We start from the raw sequence: 24,023 nt of genomic DNA, 5'->3' as shown, positions 1-24,023 counted from the left end.
GAGTTTTCACCTGTCGCCACTTGGAGTCATCCATGCACTTGCACGCAACCGCCAACCGAACCCTGCTCGCCCTCGCCATCTCGCTGGCCTGTGCTGGCGTGTCGGCGCAACAGGCCTCGTCCACCAATCCGGATGGCGATGCCACGCCACCACCGACCAAGCAGAACGCCACCACCTTGTCGGCGGTGGTGGTGAGTACGGGCACGCGCTCGTTCAACCGCACGGAAGTCGATTCGCTGGCGCCGATCGACGTGCTCACCCCCAAGGACCTCAAGGCAACCGGCGCGCCAAACCTGAGCATGGCTTTGCGGACCTTGCTGCCTTCGATCAATTTTGCGCAGCCTTCGAACGTGGACGTGACCGAGGCCGTGCGCCCCGTACAGTTGCGCGGCCTGTCGCCGGATGAAGTCCTGGTGCTGGTCAACGGCAAGCGCATGCACAGCACGTCGGTCCTGGGCGTCGATACCGAGTCATACGCCAGTGGGTCTTCCGGCGTGGACATGAACGCGATACCTGTGAACGCGATCGACCATATCGAAGTCCTGCGCGACGGTGCGGCGGCGCAATACGGCTCGGACGCGATTGCCGGCGTGATCAACATCATCTTGAAGGGCGGCAGCGACCATGGCTCGGTCAGCCTGACCCACGGCATGTACAGCGCCGGCGACGGCAGCACCTGGCAGGGCAGTGCCGACGGGGGCTTCGACCTGGGACAAAAAGGCTGGATGCACGTGAGCGTCAATGCGCAGCACCAGGAGCCGACCAACCGTGCCGGCCCGGATTTCCGTTTTCCCGGCGATCCCACCTACGGCACGGTGACGTTCCACGATGGCCTGCCGTTGTCCCGGTCCAAGGCCGGCACGATCAATTTCCAGTACGACCTGACGCCGCAGGCACGGCTGTATGGGTACTTCATGTTCAGCAAGCGCAACGTCAGTGGCCATGGCTACTTCCGCTCGCTTTCGGCATACAAGGACGACAATCCCGCCGCCGTGGCCGTCTATCCAAAAGGCTACCTGCCGACCGAGAACAGCGCCTTGCGTGATGACTCCGGGGTTCTCGGCCTGCGCGGCACGACCATTGGCGACTGGCATTACGACATCAGCCTCAATAATGGGGGCAACCACTGGAAGCTGCATACCGCGGACACGTTCAACTACTCGCTGGGCGCCGCCTCGCCGACCGGTTTCTACATCGGCACCACGGCGACGCGCGACAAGATCCTGAATGCGGATTTCATCCGTGACTTCCGGCCCGGTTGGCTGCGGAACCCGCTGACCGTGGCCTGGGGCCTGGAATACCGGGACGAAACCTATGCGCTGAAGGAAGGCGATCCAGCCTCCTATTTCGGCGCGGGCGCGCAGGTGTTTCCCGGCTTCCAGCCCAGCGACGCGAGCGAGCATTCCCGGCAGAACAAGGCCGCCTATGTCGACTTGTCGACCGACCTGACCGACAAGCTGAGCGCCGACGTGGCCGCACGCTATGAGCACTACAGCGATTTCGGCAATGCCAAGCCGTTGAAGCTGTCCGGCCGCTACGCCTTCAGCGACACCGTGGCGTTGCGCGGTACCGTGGCCACTGGCTTCCGCGCGCCGTCCCTGGTCCAGTCCTGGTACTCCAGCACGTCACTGAACTCGTTCAACGATCCCATCACCGGTGCCCAGTACCTCGCCGCCGAGCACACCTTTCCGGTGAACAATCCTGCCGCGATTGCGCTTGGGGCCCAGCCACTGAAAGCCGAGAAATCCCGCAACTACAGCCTGGGCCTGGTGCTGACGCCGGTGAGCGGACTGTATGCCACGGTCGATGTCTACCAGATCAGTATTTCCGACCGCATCCGTCCCAGCAGCTTCCTCACCGGACCGGAAGTCCAGGATTATCTGACGTCGGTGGGGATCCCGTTCGTGGCCGGGGGCGCGTTCTTCACCAATGCGGTCAGTACCCGCACCCGTGGCGGCGACCTGGTGCTCAGCTATCCGTTTGACTTCGGCAACGATGGCACGGTCAAGCTCACGGGCGGCGTCAACTACAACAAGACCGAGGTCACGAAGATCAAGCCGAATCCACCGCAGCTCGGCCTGGCCGGCCTGGTCCTGCCCGTGGTGGACAACTCGACCCTGTTGCTGCTCACCGACAGCACGCCGAAGACCAAGGCGTTTCTTGGCGCAAACTGGCAGGTCGGCAATTGGACCGTGAATGGCACGCTCACCCGCTATGGCACCTTCGTCGTCGAGGGGACCACGGCAATCAGCAACCAGTCGTTTCCTGCGCGCTATGTACTGGACGCCAGCGCAAGCTATGCGTGGAACCAGTGGACGTTTACCTTGGGCGCGAACGACCTCAACAATGCGTATCCGGGGAAGAACGACGACAACCACAATTTCGCTGGCATCTTCGTCTACCCGCATCGCTCGCCGATGGGTGACGGCGGCGCCTACGTCTACGCCACTGCGGCATTCAGCTGGTAACCGCAGTATTTGCGCCAGCACGCGAGGCCACGTGCCTCCACGCTGCACAGTGCGAGCGTTACCCGTCCCGCGTCCCGCCCTGATCCTGGCCGCGTGAATTGCGTGGCCTGTCTCGGTTCGCCAAGGCGTTCCGCGGTGCAGCCTCGTCGTGCGGCAGGGAATGTGCCTAGACGTCGATGGCGTCGAAGTCGCGGCGGGCAGGATGGGCGGCTGTCTCCGGCAGCGGCAGCGGGGCGCGGACGATCTGGGCGGTTTGCCAGCCCGCGCTGCGGGCCGCGTCGAGTTCCTGTACGACGTCGGAGAGGAAAAGGATCCGGCCAGGCGCCACGCCGATCGCCTCGCCGATGCGTCGATAGGATTCGGAGTCGCGCTTGGCGCCGGTTTGCGTGTCGAAGTATCCGTCGAACAGCGGTGACAGGTCGCCGGCTTCGCTGTAGTGGAAAAACAGCCGCTGCGCAGCGACCGAACCCGAGGAGTAGACGTACAGCCTTAGCCCGCGCGCGTGCCAGCTGCGCAGCTTGGCTGCCACCTCGGGATAGACGTGGGCCCGATACGCGCCGGAGACATAGCCTGCCTCCCAGATCATCCCCTGCAGTGCCTTGAGCGCGGTGGACTTGCGGTCCTCGTCGATCCAGTGCAGCAGCAACTCGACCACTTGCAGGCGCCCGGGGTCAACCAAGCCGGCCTCGCGCGCTGCTTCGTGCAGCCAGTGCTTCACCTCGGGCTGGTTGCAGCTGGCCTCGATGAAGGCAGGCAGGTGCTTGCGCGCGTAGGGGAACAGCACGTCGTGCACGAAGCTGATCGAGCTGGTCGTGCCCTCGATGTCGGTAACGATGGCGCGCACGTCGTGCATGCTTGGGTCCTGGCTGCCGGGCGGTGATTTCAGTTGCCTTCGCGCCAGCGCACGGATCCCGCTATCCAGCCGTCCTGCGCACCGACGGCGAACTAGGCGGTTGGTGTCGACCGTGCTTGCGGCGTCATGCGCGGAAAACGTGCTGCGATGTCCTCGCCGGTGAACTGGGCCACCCAGCCGTCCTTGTTCGTAAACAGGCGGATCGCGACGAAGTAGGGCGACTCGCTCATGTCGAACCAGTGGCGCGTGCCGGCCGGGACGCCAATCAGGTCGCCCTGCTCGCACAACACGTCGTACACGCCGCTGTCCAGATGCAGGGTGAACTGGCCGGAACCGGCAACGAAGAAGCGCACCTCGTCCTCGCTGTGGCGATGTTCGCTCAGGAACTTCGCCCGCAACGCAGCCCGTTCGGGATGATCGGGGCCCAGGCTGATGACATCCACCGATTGATAACCCTCGGTGGCCATGAGGCGGTCGATGTCGGCACGGTAGGCCGCGATCACCTCGTCCTGGCTCGCTCCCGGCCTGATCGGCTGGCTGGCCGCCCAACGCTCGAAGCGCACGCCAGCCTTGGCCAGGGCGGCGGATATTGCGGCATGGTCGGTCAAGGTCTGGGTCGGGGTATCCGGCCTGGTTTCCTCGAAAATGCGCAATCGACTCATGGTGTCTCCAACCTCCGGAGGTCCATTTCGCAGCCTAGCAGGAACTCCAGGGCATCCAGGTGGCGGCGCGCCTGTTCGGCGTCACGTCCCCAGGTGTAGAGGCCGTGTCCAGCAATCAGGTAGGCCTGCAGTGGTTTGCCACTGTCCAGCCAGGCGTCGACCTGGGCGAGGAGTTCCGGCATGTGCTGCGTGTTCGGGAACACCGGTATTTCGACCACGTCGGCGTGTGTGGTGTGGCCGTCGAGTGCCTTTTGCAGTTCCCAGCCCTGCAGCCGCACCGTGCCACGCTCTAAATACAGGCGCGATGCCACGCTTTGCGTCCGGGAATGCGTATGCAGGACCATGGTGGCGAGCGGAAAGCGCCGGTAGATCTGCAGGTGCAACGCGGTCTCGGCGCTGGGGCGCGATGTTCCCGCCACCGCTTGCCCATCGCCGTCAACCAACATGATGTCGTCCACGCTGGTGTGACGCTTGTCGCGACCGGAAATCGTGATAGCCGCGGACGAAGGTCCTACCCGCATGGAAAAGTTGCCACTCGTCGCCGGCGTCCAGCCCAGCGCGCCGAGCTCGCGTGCGGTGCGCGCCAGCACCGCCGCGCAGGCGGCGAAGTCGTCTGCAGTGCGGCCGGCGGCGGATGCTTGGCTCATGGCTTCTGGACGTCCAAATCAATTGCAACTATAGCATGCGCGGCTCTGGTCAAGTGCGCAAATGAGAGCCATTCGCGAAAGTCAGGAAGCGTTTCATAGGCCGCGTTACGATGCGCATTGCCCAGCGGCTCAGCTGCGGATGGGCCAACCAGATGGAGATTGCAGCATGTCGAATGAAGCAGATACCGAATCTCGCCGGCGCTTCCTCAAGCTGGCCGCTGGTACGACCGTCGCCGCGGCGGTGGTTGGTGGCTTGCCGCGTTTTGCCCGGGCTGCCGATCTGCCGGCGTTGGCGGAAACCGATCCGATGGCGAAGGCCTTGCACTACGTCGAGGATGCGACCAAGTCGAAGGAGTCGAAGTACAAGGCCGGTCAGGACTGCGCCAATTGCCAGTTCTATTCCGGCGGCGCGACCGGCCGTGGTCCGTGCCAGTTGTTCCCGGGCAAGTCGGTCAATGCGAAAGGTTGGTGCGTTTCGCATACGCCAAAGGCTTGATGCCGGGTTTGCAGTGAAACGTGGGAAGGCCGGCATTGCCGGCCTTCTTTATGTGGGCGGGTGCCCGTTGGCGCACGCTCCACGGCGTGCCAGGCCGAAGCGATGGTGAGGGGATGCGTCCCTGGCCTGCAGACTGATCCGTGAGAACCGGTCGCGTCTGGACGATGGCGCCGGGCAACTGCTGCAGCACGAGACGCTCGACGAGGCCGACATCTGCGACGCCGCTGGCGTCGAGCGCGCTGCCGGCTAACTGGGGGACCATTTCCCCAAAGCGGCAGGAAGAGGAAACACCCCAAGGGGGATGAGTCTTCGCATGTCGACATGATCCGCGACGTGGCGCCCATCGCACGCCGTCGTGAGCATGTATGGGGCACGGGTCTTGTGCATGACTTCGATGCCGCGAATGCCCGAATGCCCGAATGCCGTCTTCGATGACTCAGGACAGCCCCATCAATCGAGCGCGTCTTGTGTTGCGCAAGGCGTCGACCGAGGGCCGGATCACGGCGAGGCGAGTTCGATGTCGTCAGCTCCGGGCGCCAGACAAGTTGCTGCCCGGAACACGTCAGGCTGAGGAGCTGATTCGCCTGACGTGCCGGGCAGCGATCCCGGGGTCCACTGCCAAGTGATAATCCCACGGTTCGTTGATAGTACTCCGATAGCTGCAAAATGGGCGCGCATGCGACCGATTTGTTGCGGAAAAATCCCGTTAAATTAATTGGGAACAATGAGTTACGAGATATTTATGTGGCCGCACCTTACTGGCTCGTGCGGGGCGGTCATTGGCCCGACTTCGTGCTAATTCAGCGATGTTTGCCGAGGTTAGACGCGTATCCCCGCGATTAGGCACAATCCGGTGAAATCAGCCGAGCTTGCGCACGGCGCTGTGCCGGTAGCCGTAGAGAAAGTAGATGGCCAGGCCGATGAGCGTCCACACGATCATCAACATCCAGTTGTACCAGGCCATGAACGACAGCAAGGCCACGCAACTCAGGATGCCCAAGGAGCAGATCAGCGGCGCCCACGGTACGCGGAACGTCCGGGGCAGTTCCGGGTGCGTATAACGCAGGATCCAGACGCCAGCGCAGACGGCGATGAACGCGATCAAGGTGCCCATGGAGACCAGCTCGCCAAGGACGTCCAGGGGGAAGATTGCGGCAAGCAACGCAATGCCGGCGCCGGTCACCAAGGTATTGAGGTGTGGCGTGCGGTGGATGGGATGGACGCGCGTGAACAGCTTCGGCAACATGCCGTCGCGGGCCATGATCATGAAGATGCGCGGCTGGGCGATGACCATCACCAGCACCACCGACGCCAGGCCGAGCATGGCCCCGATTTCCACCACCCAACGCAGCCAGGACAGTTGCGGGTGTCCCTGCAATGCGGTCACCACCGGCTCGTTGGTGCCGAGCATGGTATAGGAGTTGAGGCCGGTCATGACCGCGGCCATGGCGACGTAGAGCAGGGTGCAGATCGCGAGTGACCCGAGGATGGCGATTGGCAAATCGCGCTGCGGGTTGCGCGATTCCTGTGCCGCGACCGAGGTGGCCTCGAAACCGATGTAGGCGAAGAACACCATTGCCGCGCCGCGCATCACGCCGCCCCAGCCGTAGCGGTCGTGGCCTTCGGAAGCCGGTACGAACGGCACCCAGTTCGAGGGATCCACGTAGCGCCAGCCGACCACGATCACCAGTAGGACCAGGCCCACCTTGATCGCCACCATGATCGAATTGACGAAGCTCGACTCGCGGATGCCAACGTAGCAGACCCAGGTGAGCAGGGCGATCAGCGCCACCGCTGGCAAGTTGAACAGTGCCCCGGTGGCGATCAGCTGATGGTCTGCAGTAAATGCCAGCGGCGCCTTGGTGAGGGCTGCCGGCAAGCTCAAATCCATGTTGAATACCGTGCCCACGTGGTTGAGCAGGCTAAGGAAATACCCGGTCCAGCTCACCGCAACCGCGGAGGCGGAGACGCCGTACTCAAGCACCAGGTTCCAGCCGATGAACCAGGCCATGAGCTCGCCAAGCGTCGCATAGGCATAGGAATAGGCGCTGCCCGAGAGCGGGATCAGCGTGGCGAATTCCGCGTAGCACAAGGCCGTGAACGAACTGCAAATGGCCGCCAGCAGGAACGACAGGATCACCGCCGGACCGGCATGGTCCGCGGCGGCCACCCCGGTGATGACGAAGATGCCAGCGCCAATCACGGCGCCGATGCCGATCGCCGTCAGGCCCCACGGGCCGAGCGTGCGTCGCAGCGTAGGGCCATCGCCTTCCAGGTCTTCGTGGAAGTCGGTCTTGCGCGCGAGCAATTGCTTGAGCATGGGTTCGGGTCTTCGGGAGTGGGCGAGCGGCGAGGAGTGCAGGCCCAGTCGGCTTGCCGTCTGCTCGGACGATGCGGCCGGCATTGAAGTGCCGGCCGCGGCATGGGGTTATGCCGGATTGCGGCGCAACCGGCTGTGCCGATAGCCGTAGAAGCCATAGATGCAGAAGCCCAGGACGGTCCAGCCGATCAGGAGCGGCCACAGGGTCTTGAACGCCTGCCAGAACAGGAAAAGACAAACGGCGGCGCCGAGTGGACATACCAACCAGTACGCCGGTACCCGGAATGCGCGCGGAATCTCTGGACGCGTGCGGCGCAGCACGGCGACGCCGATGCACACCGTGCTGAAGGCCAGGAGCGTCCCCATGGATACCAGGTCGCCGAGCACGCCCACCGGAAACAGGCCGGCCAGGACCGCCGCTATGAGGCCGACGATGATCGTGCCGATGTACGGCGTGCGGTGTTTCGCATGCAGCTTGCCAAACGACTTGGGCATCAGGCCGTCGTTGGACATGGTGTAGAAGATGCGTGGCTGGCCCATGAGCATCACCAGCACCACCGAGCTCAAGCCGGCCAAGGCCGCGAACACCACGAGGATTTTCATCGTACCCAGCACGTAGCTGGCGGTACTGCCGGCGGCCACCGTGCCGAGCACGTAGTTGAGGGCGGTGGCGACCGGTTCCGGTGTATTCAGTTCGCGGAACGGGGCCAGGCCGGTGAGCGCAGCGGCCATGGCGATGTACAGGATGGTGCAGATCGCCAGCGAGCCGAGGATACCGATCGGCATGTCGCGTTGCGGGTTCTTCGCTTCGCCCGCGGCGGTCGATACCGCATCAAAGCCGATGTAGGCAAAGAACACCAGTGTGGCGCCGCGGACCACACCCGCCCAGCCGAACGCGTCACCCCCCTCGTTGGGTGGGATGTACGGATGCCAGAAATCCGTGTTGATGAACTTGAAGGTGACCACCAGGAACAGCAGGATCACGATCACCTTGATTGCCACGATGACGGCGTTGACCGTTGCCGATTGCGTGATGCCGCAATAGCACAGGTAGCTGATCGCGGCGACGATCGCGATGGCCGGGATGTTGAGGAAGGCACCCGTCGTGACGATGTGGTGGTCCACATAGGTGAATGGGGCGGCAGACAGGGCTGCCGGCAAGCTGAAGTTCCAGCCGGTGGCGGAAGTCAGCATGCTCAGCAGTTCATTGAAGTAGCCCGACCAGCCCACGGCCACCGTCGAGGCCGCGAACAGGTACTCGAGCACCAGGTTCCAGCCGACGAACCACGCCACCACCTCGCCCAGCGTGGCGTAGGAATAGGAATAGGCGCTGCCGGATACGGGCAGCATCGCCGCAAACTCGGCATAGCACAATCCGGCCAGGCCGCAGGCGACGCCAGCGAGGATGAAGCTGATCGTGAGCGCGGGGCCGGCAAACTGGGCGGCGGCGGTCCCGGTCAGCACGAAGATGCCGGCGCCGATGACGGCACCGATCCCGAGCATGATGAGGTGTTTGGCCGTCAGGACCCGCTTCAGTGTGACCTCGCCACCGATGTCGCCCTCGACCGGTTCGCCGGCGTCGACGTGCGGCATGGCCTTGATCGGATGGGTGGCAAACAGGTTTTCGATCATCGGGTTCCAGGCTCCCCTTCAAGTGATCCCGCTCGGGTCTGCGCAGAGGCGCAGAGGCGTTGGCTCAGTGACGCAATAGCACGCGAACATAGCGTAGCGGCAGCATCAGTACAAGTTTCATTCAGCATGGCGGCGGCGTTGTACGCATGCGCGGGTTGGCCTGGAGCGCGTTGGCCGCCGCATCACCTGCGTCCACGTGCCTAGGCAACGTGGCCCGGCACCGGGTCCACGCAGCCGCAGGCGGCGCAGGTGCGCGCCTGCAGTGAGTCGTAGTAGCGCCGGAACACGGGCGGGAAATCGCGTTCGATGCTTTGCAGCGTGAAATATTCTTCGTAGAGCTTGTGGTTGCATTGCTGGCAATACCAGATCAAGCCATCGCGCTCATGCGGCAGGCGCCGCCGCTCCACCACCAGACCGATGGAGCCCGCCGAGCGCACCGGTGAGTGCGGCACGCGTGGCGGCAGGTAGAACATTTCCCCAGCGCGCAGCGGAATCTCGCGGGCGACCTCCGCGTCCTGCACTTTCAGCGTGATGTCGCCCTCGAGCTGGTAGAAAAACTCCGGACCTTCGTCGTAGTGGTAGTCGCTGCGCGCGTTGGGGCCGCCGACGATCATGACGATGAAGTCATCATCGACGATGCACTTGTTGCCGACCGGCGGTCGCAGCAGCTCGCGATGCTCATCGATCCAGCGTTGCAGGTTGAGGGGCGGCATCAGGGCCACGGCGGTCGCTCCATGGAAATTGCCGGTCACCATAGCGCTCTGCCTGCGTGGGCAAAAGGGCCCGCCTGCGTTTGCCGGGATCTTGGGCGCCGGAGGACAGGCAGGGTGCCGGCGGCTCAGACCTCCAGCGTGGCCAGGTCGCCTTTTTCTTCCAGCCAGGTCTTGCGGTCGCCGGCGCGTTTCTTGGACAGCAGCATGTCCATCAACTTTGCCGTGCTGGTGTCGCTGCGGTCGCTCGGCACGGTGAGTTGGACCAGGCGCCGCGTGTCCGGATGGATCGTGGACTCGCGCAACTGCGGCGGGTTCATTTCGCCCAGACCCTTGAAGCGCGTGGTGCTGACCGCACCCTTGAGCTTGTCCTTCTCGATCTTCTGCAGCACCGCCTGCTTTTCACTTTCATCGAGGCAATAGAACACCTGCTTGCCGACGTCCACGCGGAACAGCGGCGGCATGGCGATGAACACGTGGCCCTCGGTCACCAGCCGGGGGAAGTGCTTGAGGAACAGCGCCGAGAGCAGGGTGGCGATATGCAAGCCGTCGGAGTCGGCATCGGCAAGCACGATGATCTTGCCGTAGCGCAGGCCCGAGAGATTGTCGGTGCCGGGGTCGCAGCCGATGGCCACGGCCAGGTTGTGCACTTCCTCGGACGCGAGCACCTGGGTGGATTCCACCTCCCAGGTGTTCAGGATCTTGCCGCGCAGCGGCAGGATTGCCTGGAACTCCCGGTCGCGCGCCTGCTTGGCGCTGCCGCCGGCCGAATCGCCTTCCACCAGGAACAGTTCGGTACGGCTGAGGTCGGTTGCCGTGCAGTCGGCGAGCTTGCCGGGCAGGGCGGGGCCCTGGGCAATCTTCTTGCGCACCACCTGCTTGGAGGCCTTCAGGCGCAACGCGGCGCGCTCGATCGCGAGCTGGGCGATGCGCTCGCCCACTTCCACGTGGTGGTTGAGCCAGATGCTGAAGGCGTCGTGGATGATGTTTTCCACCATGCCCGCGGCGCTCCGCGAGGACAATCGCTCCTTGATCTGGCCGGCAAACTGCGGGTCCTGCAGGCGCGTCGACAGCACAAAGGACAGGCGTTCCCACACGTCCTCTGGCGCCAGCTTGACCCCGCGCGGCAGCAAGTTGTGCAGGTCGCAAAACTCGCGGATCGTGCTGGTGAGGCCACTGCGCAAGCCGTTGACGTGGGTGCCGCCCTGCAGGGTGGGGATCAGGTTGACGTAGCTTTCCTGCACGGGCTCACCCTCGGGCAGCCAGGCCAGGGCGATTTCCAGGCCCTCGCTATCGCGGGCCGTCTGGTGCACGAAGGGCTCGTTCGGCAAGGCCTCGAGGCCGTCGAGTTCGCCGCGCAGGTAGTCGCGCAAGCCATCCTCGTAATACCACCGGCAGGATTCGCCGCTGGCCTCATCGTGCAGGTCGACGGTCAGGCCCGCGCACAACACCGCCTTGGCGCGCAGCAGGTGCTTGAGCTTGCCCAGCGAAATCTTCGGCGAGTCGAAATACTTGGCCTCGGGCCAGAACTTCAGGGTGGTGCCGCTGCGGCTCTTGGGCACGTTGCCCACGGTTTCCAGTTCGCTGGTCTTTTCGCCGTGGGCAAACGTCATGCGGTATTCGCTGCCGTGCCGGCGCACGGTGACCTCGACGCGCTCGGACAAGGCGTTGACCACGGACACGCCAACGCCGTGCAGGCCACCGGAGAAGTTGTAGTTCTTGCCGCTGAATTTCCCGCCGGCGTGCAGCCGGGTCATGATCAGCTCGACGCCGGAGACATGTTCCTCCGGATGGATGTCCACCGGCATGCCGCGCCCGTCGTCGCTCACTTCCACCGCGCCGTCGGCGTGCACGATGACGTCAATGTGCTTGGCGTAGCCGGACAGGGCCTCATCCACGGCGTTGTCGACCACTTCCTGCACCAGGTGGTTTGGGCGGGTAGTGTCGGTGTACATGCCGGGCCGGCGGCGGACCGGATCCAGGCCGGACAGGACTTCAATGTCGACGGCGTCGTAGTGGCTGCTCATGCGGGTATTTCGTGCGGACAAAGACGACGAAGCATGGAGCGCGCGGGCAACCGCGGTCAAGCCGGCGCCGATGCGTCAGCGGTAGCCCTGGGCCTGTAGCGCAAACAGGTGCGCGTAGTGGCCGCTGCGCGCCATCAGCTCGGCGTGGCTGCCGTGTTCGATGATGCGCCCGCCCTGGATCACCACGATCTGGTCGGCCATGCGCACGGTGGAGAAGCGGTGCGAGATCAGGATCACGATGCGCCTGCCGGCCAGTTCGCGGAAGTGCTCGAAGATCGTCGCCTCGGCCTCGGCGTCCATCGCCGCGGTAGGCTCATCGAGCACCAGGATATCCGCATCCGAGCGCATGAAGGCGCGGGCCAGCGCAATCTTCTGCCACTGGCCGCCGGAGAGCTCGCGCCCGGAGTTGAACCACTTGCCGAGGGGCGCGTCGAAGCCGCCGGGCAGGGCGTCGATGAACTCGCTGGCCATGCCCTTGTCGCTGGCCACGCGCCAGCGCTCGACGTCCGCGAAGTGTTTGACGTCGCCCGCGCCGATGTTTTCACCCACGCGCATCTGGTAGCGCGCGAAGTCCTGGAAGATCACCCCGATGCGCCCGCGCAGCACCCGGGGATCCCAGTCGCGCAAGTCCGTGCCGTCCAGCAGGATGCGGCCCTGGTCGGGCCGGTACAGCGCGGTCAGGAGCTTGATCAGCGTGGTCTTGCCCGAGCCGTTCTGCCCGACCAGGGCGAGCGATTCACCGGGCCGGATGTGCAGGTCGATGCCCCGCAGCGCGGGCTCCGTGGCCCCAGGGTAGGTGAAGCTCACGCCTTCGAAGCGCACCCCGTCGCCAGGCTGGGCGCCTTGCGTGGCCGTGCCGCTGTGCGCCGGCGTGGGCGTTTCCAGGTACTCGTACAAGGTGGACAGGTACAGGTTGTCCTCGTACATGCCGCCGATGGCCGAGAGGATCGCCGAGACCGCAGCCTGGCCCTGGCGAAACAACATCAGGTACATGGTCATCTGGCCCAGGGTGATGCGCGCGACCACGGTGCTCGCGGCAATCCATGCATATGCGCCATACAAGGTCAGCGTGCCGAGCAGGCCCAGTCCGAAACCCCAACTGTCGCGACGCAGGGTCAGGTTGCGGTCGTCGCGGTACAGGCGCTGGAAGATATCCCGGTAGCGCTGCAGCAGCAATGGGCCCAGCGCGAACAACTTCACTTCCTTGGCGTGGTCCTCGCGCGCCAGCACGGTTTCCAGGTACAGCTGCATGCGCGTTTCCGGCGAGCGCCAACGGAACAGGCGGAAGGCATCGCCGGAAAACTTCGTCTCGGCGGCGAAGGCCGGCACGCCGGCCAGCAGCAGCATGAGCACGGCCCAAGGCGAAAACTGGAACAGCAGCGTGCCATAGCTGACCAGGGAAATCGCGTTCTGGCCGAGCCCGAACGTGCGGGTCACCAGGGACAAGGGGCGGCTGGACGCCTCGCGGCGCGCCCGCGTCAGCTTGTCGTAGAACTCCGAATCCTCGAACTGGGCCAGGTCCAGGGTCAGGGCCTTTTCCAGGATCATCACGTTGACGCGCTGGCCAAGTTGCGCGCGCAGCAGCGACTGGCACAGCGACAGGCCACGCTGTGCGCCAGCCAAGGTGGCCACCAGCACACCCTCGGCCACCACCCACTCGAAGACGGGCGCCAGCGCGGCATGGCCATCGGCGGCCCACAGCCGGTTGGCTGCCACGACGGCATCTACGATCTGCGCGCCGACATAGGCGATCGCAGCGGGCAACAAGCCGGCAGCCAGCGTCAGCAAGGCCAAGGCGAACGTCAGTCGGCGACTCGTACTCCACACCAAGGCCAGGGCGCGGCCGCTGTAGCGGAATACGCCGAGGAAGCTGCGCTTCAGCTCCATGGTGTCAGCGTCGGGCAGGGAGGATCTCGGCGGCACGGGGTTCCTGCAGGCGATGGGCCGCACATGCGGCGACGATGGCCTGTGGTATGGGGATGGACTTGCATGGAGGCAAGTTGCCGGGACCACGGGCGCAAGCCTGGTGCCGACGGTAGCGAGCCGCGATGGCCGCTTGGAGGGTCGACGCCGCGGGCGGGGCGCTTGCGCTTTCCTGGTGCAGGCGCCTAGTGTTGCCGCGCATGTCCCCATCCATTGACCTGCGGGCCTATTTGCGGCGCATCGGCTATGCCACGCCAGTGGCAGCAGACCTGGCCACCCTGCGCAATCTGGCCGCGGCACACACGGCCACGATCCCATTTGAAAACCTCGACCCGCTGCTTGGCGTGCCGATCGAGCTGAGCGCTGAAGCGGTGCAGCGCAAACTGGTGCAGGCACACCGTGGCGGCTATTGCTTCGAGCAGAACCTGTTGTTTGCCGAGGCGCTGCGCGCCATTGGTTTCGAGGTGTCCGGCTTGCTGGCGCGCGTGCTGTGGGGGCGCCCCGAAGAGATGATCACCCCGCAAACGCACATGTTGTTGCGGGTGGAACTGGACGGCGAGAGCTGGCTGGCGGATGTCGGTTTCAGCGGCCAGGTCCTCACCGGCGCGCTGCGCCTGCGCGCGGGAGTGGAACAACCGACCAGCCACGAGCCGTTCCGGTTGATGATGGTGGATGGTGATTGGCGACTGCAGTCCCTGCTGGGCGGCGAATGGCGTTCGCTGTACCGCTTCGACCTGCGACGTGCTTGGCCGGTCGACTACGTCCAGGCCAATTACTACGTTTCCACCTGGCCGCAGTCGTCCTTCGTGCATGACCTGGTGGTGTCCCGGACTGACGCGGAGCGCCGCCTGGTCCTACGCAACCGGGACTTCACTGTACGCCGCATCGGCTCCGAACCGGAGCGACGGCACCTGGCCGCTACGGCCGACCTCCGCCGCGTGCTGGAAAAGGAGTTCCTGCTGCGCCTGCCGGAGCATCCGCGACTGGACGCCATGCTGGGCGGCTTGCCGGAATGAAACGCCGTGCGGCCCGTGGGGTGGGCGGCCCTGCCGGCGTGTGCCGGCGGGTCAGCCATGCCGCGATGGCATCGCCCCGGCCCGGCCCGGGGCAAGCCCCCGCCGCTGCGGGCCGGTCACTCGGGGGCTTGGCTCGTGGCGGTGCGCACCCGGATTTCCGTCGTGCCAAGCCGCACGACTTGGCCGGCGCGGACCTTGCGGGTCTTGCGTGATTCGATGACTCCGTCGACCTCCACTGCGCCGCTGGCCACCAGGTGCTTGCCGGCGCCACCGCTGTCGCACAGGCCGGCAAGCTTGAGCAGGAGGTTGAGCTCGACGTAGTCGCCGTGCAGTTCGAAAGTCGTGGAGGGCATGGGTCGGCGGTCGCGGGGGGGCGCCCTCATTATCAATCGGTAACGGATTTCCGGCGTGACTTTTGGCGCGTGCGGCATAAAAAACGCTCGTCAGTCTGATAACGTCGGTGCCTGGCTGGCATGCCGTATCGGTTGGAACGATGCCGCATGCCATGATGGCCTGGTGCTGCAGCCGCGCACCGGTCGTGGGGTGAACCTGGAGTACGTCGATGTATTTACGTTCCTGTATTGCCGCCCTGGTGTTTGCGGCGGCCGCTGCGGCCTGCACCTCGCAAGCTCCGACCGCGCATGTCGCCACGCATCAGTTTTTCCAGGTGCACCTCGGTCCGGCTTCCACCAAGCCCGCATCGGGACGGCTGTTGCTGTTCGCGATCAGCGCGAAGGACGCCGAGCCTGACAAGAATGGCGTGGTCGAGTCGGTCGATGCCAATCCCTTCCGCGCCACCGAATCGGCGGTGGCGGCGCAGGAAATCAATTACCTGCCGCCTGGCCGGGACATCGCCGTGGATGCCGACGAGCTCAGCTATCCCAAGCCCTTTGCGCAACTGCCGCCGGGCGACTACTACGTGCAGGCCGTGCTTGATGTCGACCACAGCTACAGTTATTCCGGGCGCGGCGCGGGCGACCTGGTGAGCGACGTGCTGAAGATGCACCTGCCAAGTGACAGCATGCCGGAACTCGCGCTGACCAGGACGCTTCCGGCCAAGGATCCATGGGAGTTGCCTGCCACCGCGTCGGCGCAAGAGCGCGCCGCGGTGCCTGCGGCGCGCCAGCATGCCAGCCTGATTGATTTCACCAGCCCATCGCTGACCGCGTTCTGGGGCCGGCCGATCGCCATGCGCGGCCGCGTACTGACGCCGCCCGATTATGCTGCCGATGTGGCCACGCGCTACCCGACCGTGTATTACACGCAGGGCTTTGGCGGCGACAACGATCGCGTGGTCTCTACGCTCGTCTACGTCTACGCCGCCATGGCGCGCGGGGAGATGCCGCCGATGATCTGGGTGTTCCTGGATGAGTCCAGCCCTACCGGCACGCATGAATTCGCCGACTCGGTGAACAATGGCCCTTGGGGCCAGGCGCTGACCACCGAGCTGATCCCCGAGCTCGAAGCGAAGTACCGCATGGACGGCCGCCCCGCTGGTCGCTTCCTCAACGGCCACTCCTCGGGCGGCTGGGCCACGCTGTGGCTGCAAACACGCTACCCCAAGATGTTTGGTGGCACCTGGTCGACCGCGCCGGATCCCAGCGACTTCCACGATTTCACTGGCGTCGACATCTACGCGCCCGACGCGAATGTGTATCGCAAGCCGGACGGCTCGGCTTATCCCCTGGTGCGCAACCATGGCAAGGTGCTGGCGAGCTTCGAGCAATTCGCCAAGCTCGAGCGCGTGCTCGGCAGCTACGGTGGGCAGATGTCCTCGTTCGACTGGGTGTTCTCACCACGTGGTAAGGACGGACGCCCCGAGCCGATGTTCAACCGCGACACTGGCGCGGTCGATCCAGACGTCGTGGCGTACTGGCGCGACCATTACGATATTGCCTATCGCCTGCAGCGGGACTGGCCGCAGCTCAGGGCTGACCTCGACGGCAAGATTCATCTGATCGTCGGCACGGCCGACACGTTCTACCTGGATGGCGCCGCGCACAAGTTGCAGGCCGTGCTCGACGGGTTGCACGCGAAGTCGGATTTCCGTTTCCTGCCGGATCGGACCCATGGCGACCTGTACACGATAGGCGACGACAAGCGCGGCCTGCTCAAGCAGATCAGTTGGGAAATGTATGCACAGGCGCGGCCGGATTCAAGGTTGAAGGCATCGGTGGGGGTCGCACCGGCCACGTCCACGACGCGGTAAAACCGGCCCCGCCCAGCTTGAACTTGCGCAGGCTGGCGCGCAGCGGGGCTCCAGGGAACGGGCTTGCCGCCATCTGGTCCGACTTTGGTCGCGAGGATTTGCAAGCACCAGCCTGGCTGCGCATCATGCGGGCGGAGCCTTGAGTAGTGTGCGAGGTCATGCAGACCCGATGCCGATACAGGCGAGCAACCAACCCAGGATTCCCCTGGCGCCCGAGGCGCCGCGTGGGCGCGTGGCCGTCCAGACACCCGGAAAAAGCGGGCCTACGCGGATCCTGGTTGCCGAGGATGAGGCCAAGGCCCGCCGCTATCTGGCCGAGGGCCTGCAAGAACACGGCTTTAGCGTCGTGCTTGCCGAAGACGGAGACGTGGCCATGGCCCTGCTGCAGGGCCAGATCTTCGACGCGGTGGTGCTCGACGTGATGCTGCCAGGACGCGATGGCTGGGCGATCGTCCAGGCCATGCGCGCCGATGCCATACGCACGCCCGTGCTATTCCTCACCGCACTCGACCGCGTCGAGGACCGGGTGCGTGGATTCGAATTGGGCGCGAACGATTATCTCGTCAAACCATTTGCCTTTGCGGAGTTGGTTGCCCGTTTGCGCAACCTCCTGCGCCAAGCCGATCTCGCGCAGGAATCGAGCATCCTGAAAGTGGGCGACCTGGTCATCGAACCGCTGCAGCAACGCGTGACGCGTGGTGGACGCTTGCTGCCACTTGCGCCAAAGGAATACGCGCTGTTGCTGTTGCTTGCACGCCACCGTGGGCGCGTCCTGTCGCGCCCGCTCATCGCCGATGGCGTATGGGGGATCCGCTTCGACACCCAGACGAACCTGGTGGACGTGGTGGTGCGCCGGCTGCGCAGCAAGCTCGACGAGCCATTCGCCGCGCCGCCGATGCTGCGCACGGTGCGCGGCGCCGGCTATGTGCTCGATGCCGATGCGGACTGAAATGCCACTCCGGTCGCACTCGATCAGCCGGCGCCTGATCGCCTTGAACGCCATGGTTGCCCTGGCGGCCATGCTCTTGCTCGCCGGCATCGTCTATTGGCGGGTGTCAGCCAACTTCAACGCCGAGCACCAGGATTTCCTGCAGGCCACGGTGGCGAGGTTGCAGACGGAACTGGACCAGGGTCAAGGCGATGCGCATGCCGTGGTCGATGAAATCATCCGCGAAACCGGAACCTCGCCTTTGCGTGGATACCAGGCCCGCGTGCTCACCGCCGCTGGCGACACGCTTGGCGAATCCCCGGGGATGGACCTCGATTTGCCGCGATCGACATTTCCCGCCGCGGCAGACGGGGCGCCGTCGCCGCAGTTGGTCCGGCAAGTGGGGAGCCGCCGTTTTGCCCTGGCCACCGTGGTGCTGCGTCGCGCCGACAGCGGCGGGGTACGCGTGCAGTATGCGCTGGATGTCACGCGCGATGCCTCGTTGCAAGCGGACTTCCGCCGCGTAATCGCGCTCACGCTGATCTTGCTGGTCCCGCTGCTGGTGCTGGCCGGACGCTGGGTGACCTCGCGCGGACTTGCTCCCCTGAAGCGCATCACCAGTGCGGCGCAATCGATTACGCCGGCCGACCTGTCGTCACGCCTGACCTCGACCGCGCCCTGGCCGGCGGAGCTGCGCGAACTGGTCGATGTCTTCAATGCCATGCTGGCGCGGCTCGAGGAGGCGTTTGCGCGGCTGTCGCGCTTCTCCGCCGACATTGCGCACGAACTGCGCACGCCCTTGGGACATCTGCGCGGTGAGCTTGAAGTCTGCTTGATGCGCCAGCGTTCGGTCGAGGATTATCGTGCCGCCATGGAGTCTGCACTGGATGAGTGCGCGCGCCTGACGATGTTGATTGAAAACCTGCTGTTCACGGCACGTGCCGAACGTCCTGGACAAGCCCTGCATCGCGAGCGCTTCGAAGCCGCCCAGGCCTGTGCGTGGATCATCGAACAGCAAACCGCCGCGGCTGCCAGACGCTCGCTTGCCGTCAGGCTGCAGGGCAATGCGGCCGTCGATGCGGACCCGATCCTGTTTCGTCAGGCCCTGATCAACGTGTTGAGCAACGCGATCCGGCATGCGGCAGTTGGCAGCGAGATCGGTATAGGCGTGACGACGGCGTCAGATCACGTCGAGATCCGGGTGCACAACGCCGGCAAAGCGATCCCCGCCCAGCACCTGCCGTATCTGTTCGACCGCTTCTACCAGGCAGATGCGGCGCGCCAGCACGGTGCGGGCCAGGGGACCGGACTCGGCTTGTCCATCGTCGCCGCGATCATGGAGATGCATGGCGGCACGGTGCAAATCGCCAGCACGCCGATCGCCGGCACGACCGTGACGATGCGTTTTCCACGGCTCGCCGGCGTGGATCAGGCGGCAACTTCGGCAGCGGCATTGCCCGCAGCCTGATTTCCAATCGCGCAGCTCGCGTGCTGACGGTGCGGACGCGGGGCGATGCCCATAGCGGGCGGCGCGCAGCCTCCAGCCAAGCTTGCGCAGATGACAGGATTGTCATCTGCGCGGACGGCTGTTGATGCTGGTGCTGGGATAACCTCATGGCATGAAGAAGCGCTACGGTGTATCCAAGCCCTACGATGCGTTGTTGGCACCTGGTGGCGCGGTCCCGCAGTCCAATGAATCGCCGGCCGCCCGAGCTCGAGGCCCGGCCAAGCATCACGACGATATTCAGCATCGCACGGGCATGTATGGGCAGGGGTTGCGCCGTGGCTGGTACAAGAAAGGCGGCCGCATGCCCTCGGCTTTTCATTGCCGCCGTTATGTCGTCACCGACTGGCCCGCGGCGCGCTTGCTCCCGCCGCCGTTTGGCTACCACTGGATACGCAGTGACAACGGCGATTTCCTCCTGGTCTCAGCCAATACCGGCATCATTGCCAAGATCCTGCAGCACTGATTGTTGCCAGTGCCGACCTGCTGCGAAGCAGGGTAACGCGATGCCCCGCGTCTCGCCGTGGCGTGAATGGCGGGCGGGCGTCGCGACATTACCGTTGATCCGCCCTTGCGTGCAGCAAGCTGTTGCGGCGCCGATGCGTCAAGCCGATCGGGCCAGACCGACAACTTCGACCTGGCCACCGCCGAGCGCATCGAGGTGTTGCGCGGCCCGTTTTCCGCGCTGTACGGCAATGCCGCCGGCGGCGTGATCCAGGTTTTCACCAAGGATGGGCCGCCACGGCCGACGTTCGGTGCGACCACGCTCGTGGGCAGCTACGGCAGCGTCACGCATCGGCTGGACGCCGGCGGCACGCTCGGCAACTTCAACTACATCGTGGACGGCACGCATTTCCGCACGGACGGCTACCGCGAGCACAGTGCGGCCGAGCGCAACAATCTGCGCGTGAAGTTCCGCTACGACCTGGACCAGGATTCCTCGCTGACCATGCTGTTCAACGCGGAAAACCAGCCGTATGCCGAGGACCCCTCAGGCCTCACCGCGGAACAGGCGCGGGACAGTCCGCGGTTTGCTGTGCCCGGCGTGTACAAGTTCGGCGCAGGCGAGAGCCATCGTGATCGTCAGCTCGCGCTGGTGTACCCACCAGCAGCTCGGCCAGGCCGATCAGCTGCACATCACCGGCTACGGCGGGACCCGGCGCGTGGTCCAGTTCCTGCCCTTTCCTGGCAGTTCCGCCAATGGCGGCGGGGCGGTCGTGGATCTCACCGACGACTCGCGCGGCGGCGGCGCGCGCTGGATCCACAGCTTCTCGGCCGTGACCCCGCTCGACCTGATCATGGGCATCGAGTACGACCGCCTGCATGAATTGCGCAAGGGTTGGGTCAACGCTGACGGCGCGCTGGGCAACCTGCGCCGCAACGAGGACGACATCTCCAGCCAGGCGGGCGAATACTACGGGCAGGGCTTCGAAACCCCGGCACTGTCCGAGTTTGCATATTGGCCCGACGGCCAGGCGGGCTTCAACGAACCCCTGCGGCCAAGCACCAGCCGCGATTACGAAGCTGGACTGAAGGGAGCCTGGACGCGGACAAAGTTCGACCTGGCCGCCTTTCGCATAACGACTGCCGACGACATCATCGTCGCCGCATCAAACGATGGCCGCGACAGCTACGCCAACGTTGCCAGCACGCGACGCCGCGGCCTCGAGTTGAGCGTCACGCAGACGCTGCGCGGGGACTTTGACGCGTACCTGGCCTATACCTGGTTGCAGGCCCGTTTCGGCGGCGGGCCGTCGGATGGCAAAAGCATGCCCGGCGTGCCGCGGCAAATGTTGTACGGCGCGCTCGATTGGCGCTATCGCCCGCTCGGGTTTTCCACCACGCTGAGCGCGACATGGCGGGATCGGGTCTACACCGACAACCAGAACACCGCCGCGGCGGACGGCGACGCCGTGCTCAACTATCGGCTTGGCTTCGAGCGGAACACCGTCCACTGGCGAGTGCGCGAATTTGCCAGCATCAGCAACCTGCTCGGTCGCCATTACATCGGCGCCGTCGTCGTCAATACCGGCAATGGCCGTGCGTTCCAGCCGGCTCCCGGGCGCAACTTCATGCTCGGCCTGAGCGCAAGCTATGCATTTTAACCGCCAGTTGCCCAAAGGCAGCCTTCGCTGACGTATTGCACAAGTCTTCGCCAGATGGCCAAACCGAATGGTGCCCGGGGCGGGGGTCGAACCCGCATGGCCGCAAGGCCGAGGGATTTTAAGTCCCTTGCGTCTACCGGTTTCGCCACCCGGGCGGATCCGCAGGCGATCCTAGCATGTGCCTCGGGTGCGGCTGCCGGCGGCGTGCGGACGGGGCTACAGGCCTCGGGTGGCTTCCACCGCCCAAGCTCCTAGAACACGCTGCGGAAAATGTGGATGCCGGCGCTGTATTCACCAATGATGGTGCCGGTGCTCACCAGGAAGAAGTTGAGCAGGGTGCGCGCCACGCGGTTTTTCCACCAGCCGCTCCAGTGCCCGACGTCCTCGCGCAGGCTGTCGAAGTCGGCGACCCGCGGATGCCGGACCCAGGCCTCGACCGCGGCGCTGAGGCCGCCGGAGGGGATGCCGGGGCGGAACGGCTTGATGGGCGCGGCGACGAAAGCGGTGGCGATGCTCAGCGGATGCGCACCGGCGAGTATGGCGCCGAGGACGGCAAAGCCGCCGGTGAACAGGATCCAGTCGCGCAACGCCTGCGCCCCGAGCGTCGGGTTCTGGTGGAAGGCATAGGCGATCGCGGCGAAGATCGCCAGCACCACGCCGATCGCCAGCCACTTTGGCCAGCGCGCCTTGGGCGGCGACCTGGAAAGTTCGGCGGTGACGCCGGTCGGGTCTTCGCGTTGCCCGCGCAGGCGCTCGGCCAGGCCCTTGAGGTGACCAGCGCCAATCACCACGAGCACGTGGCGCCCGGCTTCGCCCGGCGTGCCGGCGGCAGCCTGTGTGGATTCCTGGCGCAGGCGCGCGGCCATGAAGCTGTCACGCTCACTGATCAGGCTCGCGAACAGCGGCTTGGACTCGCTGGCGAATTCCTTGAACGCGCTTTCCAGCAGGTCGCCCTGTTTCAGTTTCTCGATCTCGTCCTGCGCGATCTCCTCGCGGGCGAATACGCTGGCCAGCAAGCCGCCGAACAGGGTGAAGCGCTGCCAGGCGCTTACGCTGCGCCAGGCGCGCTTGAGCGTGGTGCCAACCTCGCGGTCGATCAGCCAGAGCGGGACGGCGTGCCGTTCGGCGCCATCCATGGCCGCCTTCATCTCGGCGCCGGGCTGGATGCCGGATTGCTCGGCCAGGCGCTTCTGGAACGTGGACAGGATCAGGCTGGCGGTGACCATGCCGGCCTTGCCTTCGCGGATGACGCGGAACAGGTCCATCTGCTTGAACGCTTCCGGGTCGCGCATGCTTTGCGCACGGCTCGCGCACAGCTCGACCGCGACGGCGTCGAAGTGCTCGCTCTCCAGCAGCGCCTGGACGGCGTCCACGCTGCTGCGCGAGACGTGCGCCGTGCCCAGGATCACGTAGTCCACGCCATCGCGATGGACGCGCTCCACGGGTTGGCCCTGCAAGGCAGGTGGCGGGATGGCAGCGGCCGCTACGGCCGGGGCGCCTTGGTCAGCAAGATTCATGCGGCGGCTTACAGATGGTGGAAGTCCCAAGGTGGGGGCGTCGCGGCACACGCACAAGCCGCGCGCCGGCCGTGGCCCGTTCAGTCGCGGAAGCGCCGCAGCAGGTCGCCATAGGCATCGATGCGCCGGTCGCGCAGGAACGGCCAGATCCGGCGCACCTGCTCGCTGCGTGCCAGGTCGATGTCGGCCAGCAGCAATTCGCGCGCGCCGGAGCCGGCCTGGGCCAGGAATTCGCCTTGCGGGCCGACGACGAAACTGCTGCCCCAGAAGTCGACGCCGGCGCCGACCCCGCTCGGGTCCGCTTCGAAGCCAACCCGATTGCAGGCCAGCACCGGCAAGCCGTTGGCCACGGCATGACCGCGTTGCACGGTGATCCAGGCGTCCCGCTGGCGCGTCTTTTCCGCCTGGTCGTCGTTGGGATCCCAGCCAATGGCGGTGGGGTAGAGCAGCAGCTCGGCACCGGCAAGTGCCATCAGGCGTGCGGCTTCCGGATACCACTGATCCCAGCACACGAGCAGCCCGAGCCGGCCCACCGAGGTATCGATGGGTTCGAAGCCGAGGTCGCCCGGGGTGAAATAGAACTTCTCGTAGAAGCCTGGATCGTCCGGGATATGCATCTTGCGGTAGATACCGGCAATGTCCGAGGAGCGGTCAAACACCACCGCGGTGTTGTGATACAGCCCCGCGGCGCGGCGCTCGAACAACGAGGCGATGACGACCAGTCCGAGCTCGGCGGCCAGCGCGCCGACGCGTTCGGTGCCTGGGCCAGGGATGGACTCGGCCTCGTCGAATACATCCACCGCTTCGCACTGGCAAAAATACGTACCGTTGTGCAGCTCCTGCAACAGCACCAGTTGGGCACCCGCGGCCGCCGCCTCGCGCAGCCCGGCATCGATGGCTTCCAGATTTGCCTCGCGGCTGCCGCGGTGGGTTTCCTGCAGCAGCGCCACTTTCAACATGGGGCGGGCCATGGCGCAACCTCCCGGGCGCCATGAATCGGCGCCGC

20 protein-coding genes and 1 tRNA gene are annotated in these 24,023 nt (G+C 65.4%); 9 read left to right on the top strand and 12 right to left on the bottom strand.

Going from position 1 to position 24,023, the window contains the following annotated elements; translation table 11 throughout:
- Positions 1-32 precede the first annotated feature (32 nt).
- Positions 33-2,468 carry a TonB-dependent receptor plug domain-containing protein gene (locus AC3WJB_RS12305; protein WP_492681918.1) on the top strand — a complete coding sequence of 812 codons (2,436 nt, stop codon included), beginning with the start codon at positions 33-35 and terminating at the stop codon, positions 2,466-2,468.
- Positions 2,469-2,634: 166 nt separating this feature from the next.
- Here AC3WJB_RS12305 and mtnC read toward each other — a convergent pair whose 3' ends face one another.
- From mtnC to AC3WJB_RS12290, 3 genes are all read right to left on the bottom strand, one after another.
- Complete coding sequence (gene mtnC / locus AC3WJB_RS12300; RefSeq protein WP_492681916.1) at positions 2,635-3,321, bottom strand: acireductone synthase; 687 nt, start codon at positions 3,319-3,321, stop codon at positions 2,635-2,637.
- A 92-nt stretch (positions 3,322-3,413) separates the two neighbouring features.
- On the bottom strand, positions 3,414-3,983 hold the full coding sequence (locus AC3WJB_RS12295) for a 1,2-dihydroxy-3-keto-5-methylthiopentene dioxygenase (RefSeq protein ID WP_492681914.1): 570 nt from the start codon (positions 3,981-3,983) through the stop codon (positions 3,414-3,416).
- On the bottom strand, positions 3,980-4,630 hold the full coding sequence (locus AC3WJB_RS12290; protein WP_492681912.1) for a methylthioribulose 1-phosphate dehydratase: 651 nt from the start codon (positions 4,628-4,630) through the stop codon (positions 3,980-3,982). The genes AC3WJB_RS12295 and AC3WJB_RS12290 overlap by 4 nt, the downstream gene beginning before the upstream one ends.
- Before the next feature lie 166 nt (positions 4,631-4,796).
- Between AC3WJB_RS12290 and AC3WJB_RS12285 the strand changes: the two genes are divergently transcribed.
- A complete protein-coding gene (locus tag AC3WJB_RS12285) occupies positions 4,797-5,126 on the top strand; it encodes a high-potential iron-sulfur protein (RefSeq protein ID WP_492681910.1) in 330 nt (109 codons plus the stop codon).
- Between the two features lie 859 nt (positions 5,127-5,985).
- On the opposite strand, the gene AC3WJB_RS12280 is transcribed toward AC3WJB_RS12285, so the two are convergent.
- From AC3WJB_RS12280 to AC3WJB_RS12260, 5 genes are all read right to left on the bottom strand, one after another.
- Entirely contained in the window at positions 5,986-7,446 is a 1,461-nt protein-coding gene (locus tag AC3WJB_RS12280) for an amino acid permease (protein ID WP_492681908.1), read from the bottom strand.
- Positions 7,447-7,554: 108 nt separating this feature from the next.
- Entirely contained in the window at positions 7,555-9,078 is a 1,524-nt protein-coding gene (locus AC3WJB_RS12275; protein ID WP_492681906.1) for an APC family permease, read from the bottom strand.
- Positions 9,079-9,278: 200 nt separating this feature from the next.
- A complete protein-coding gene (locus AC3WJB_RS12270) occupies positions 9,279-9,833 on the bottom strand; it encodes a 3-hydroxyanthranilate 3,4-dioxygenase (protein WP_492681904.1) in 555 nt (184 codons plus the stop codon).
- A gap of 83 nt (positions 9,834-9,916) precedes the next feature.
- Positions 9,917-11,815 (bottom strand): DNA topoisomerase IV subunit B, encoded by a 1,899-nt coding sequence (gene parE / locus AC3WJB_RS12265; protein ID WP_492681902.1) that lies wholly within the window; start codon positions 11,813-11,815, stop codon positions 9,917-9,919.
- Between the two features lie 75 nt (positions 11,816-11,890).
- Positions 11,891-13,738: an ABC transporter ATP-binding protein gene (locus tag AC3WJB_RS12260; RefSeq protein ID WP_492681900.1), complete on the bottom strand. Its 1,848-nt coding sequence runs from the start codon at positions 13,736-13,738 to the stop codon at positions 11,891-11,893.
- Between the two features lie 200 nt (positions 13,739-13,938).
- On the opposite strand from AC3WJB_RS12260, the gene AC3WJB_RS12255 reads away from it, so the two are divergent.
- Complete coding sequence (locus tag AC3WJB_RS12255) at positions 13,939-14,754, top strand: arylamine N-acetyltransferase family protein (protein WP_492681898.1); 816 nt, start codon at positions 13,939-13,941, stop codon at positions 14,752-14,754.
- A gap of 116 nt (positions 14,755-14,870) precedes the next feature.
- Here AC3WJB_RS12255 and AC3WJB_RS12250 read toward each other — a convergent pair whose 3' ends face one another.
- On the bottom strand, positions 14,871-15,107 hold the full coding sequence (locus AC3WJB_RS12250) for an RNA-binding S4 domain-containing protein (RefSeq protein WP_492681896.1): 237 nt from the start codon (positions 15,105-15,107) through the stop codon (positions 14,871-14,873).
- 209 nt (positions 15,108-15,316) lie between these two features.
- On the opposite strand from AC3WJB_RS12250, the gene AC3WJB_RS12245 reads away from it, so the two are divergent.
- The 6 genes from AC3WJB_RS12245 (at position 15,317) to AC3WJB_RS12220 (ending at position 21,500) form a co-directional block, all read left to right on the top strand.
- The gene (locus AC3WJB_RS12245) at positions 15,317-16,963 is read left to right on the top strand and encodes an alpha/beta hydrolase (RefSeq protein WP_492681895.1); all 1,647 of its coding nucleotides are present in this window, start codon (positions 15,317-15,319) and stop codon (positions 16,961-16,963) included.
- 169 nt (positions 16,964-17,132) lie between these two features.
- Complete coding sequence (locus AC3WJB_RS12240) at positions 17,133-17,912, top strand: response regulator (RefSeq protein WP_492681894.1); 780 nt, start codon at positions 17,133-17,135, stop codon at positions 17,910-17,912.
- A gap of 1 nt (position 17,913) precedes the next feature.
- Positions 17,914-19,359, top strand: a complete 1,446-nt coding sequence (locus AC3WJB_RS12235; RefSeq protein WP_492681893.1) for a heavy metal sensor histidine kinase — start codon at positions 17,914-17,916, stop codon at positions 19,357-19,359.
- A 151-nt stretch (positions 19,360-19,510) separates the two neighbouring features.
- Positions 19,511-19,861, top strand: coding sequence for an RcnB family protein (locus AC3WJB_RS12230; RefSeq protein WP_492681892.1), 351 nt, complete (start codon positions 19,511-19,513; stop codon positions 19,859-19,861).
- 105 nt (positions 19,862-19,966) lie between these two features.
- Entirely contained in the window at positions 19,967-20,722 is a 756-nt protein-coding gene (locus AC3WJB_RS12225) for a TonB-dependent receptor plug domain-containing protein (RefSeq protein WP_492681891.1), read from the top strand.
- The gene (locus AC3WJB_RS12220; RefSeq protein WP_492681889.1) at positions 20,613-21,500 is read left to right on the top strand and encodes a TonB-dependent receptor domain-containing protein; all 888 of its coding nucleotides are present in this window, start codon (positions 20,613-20,615) and stop codon (positions 21,498-21,500) included. The genes AC3WJB_RS12225 and AC3WJB_RS12220 overlap by 110 nt, the downstream gene beginning before the upstream one ends.
- 68 nt (positions 21,501-21,568) lie before the next feature.
- On the opposite strand, the gene AC3WJB_RS12215 is transcribed toward AC3WJB_RS12220, so the two are convergent.
- The 3 genes from AC3WJB_RS12215 to AC3WJB_RS12205 form a co-directional block, all read right to left on the bottom strand.
- Positions 21,569-21,655, bottom strand: a tRNA-Leu gene (locus AC3WJB_RS12215).
- Positions 21,656-21,751: 96 nt separating this feature from the next.
- On the bottom strand, positions 21,752-23,017 hold the full coding sequence (locus tag AC3WJB_RS12210) for a TraB/GumN family protein (RefSeq protein ID WP_492681887.1): 1,266 nt from the start codon (positions 23,015-23,017) through the stop codon (positions 21,752-21,754).
- 80 nt (positions 23,018-23,097) lie between these two features.
- Positions 23,098-23,988, bottom strand: a complete 891-nt coding sequence (locus tag AC3WJB_RS12205; protein WP_492681885.1) for a carbon-nitrogen hydrolase — start codon at positions 23,986-23,988, stop codon at positions 23,098-23,100.
- Between the last annotated feature and the right edge of the window lie 35 nt (positions 23,989-24,023).

It is taken from the genome of Rhodanobacter sp. FW510-R10 (genome assembly GCF_058781105.1).
Note: the sequence above shows the minus strand (reverse complement) of the source record. Positions and strands in the feature narration are given on the sequence as shown.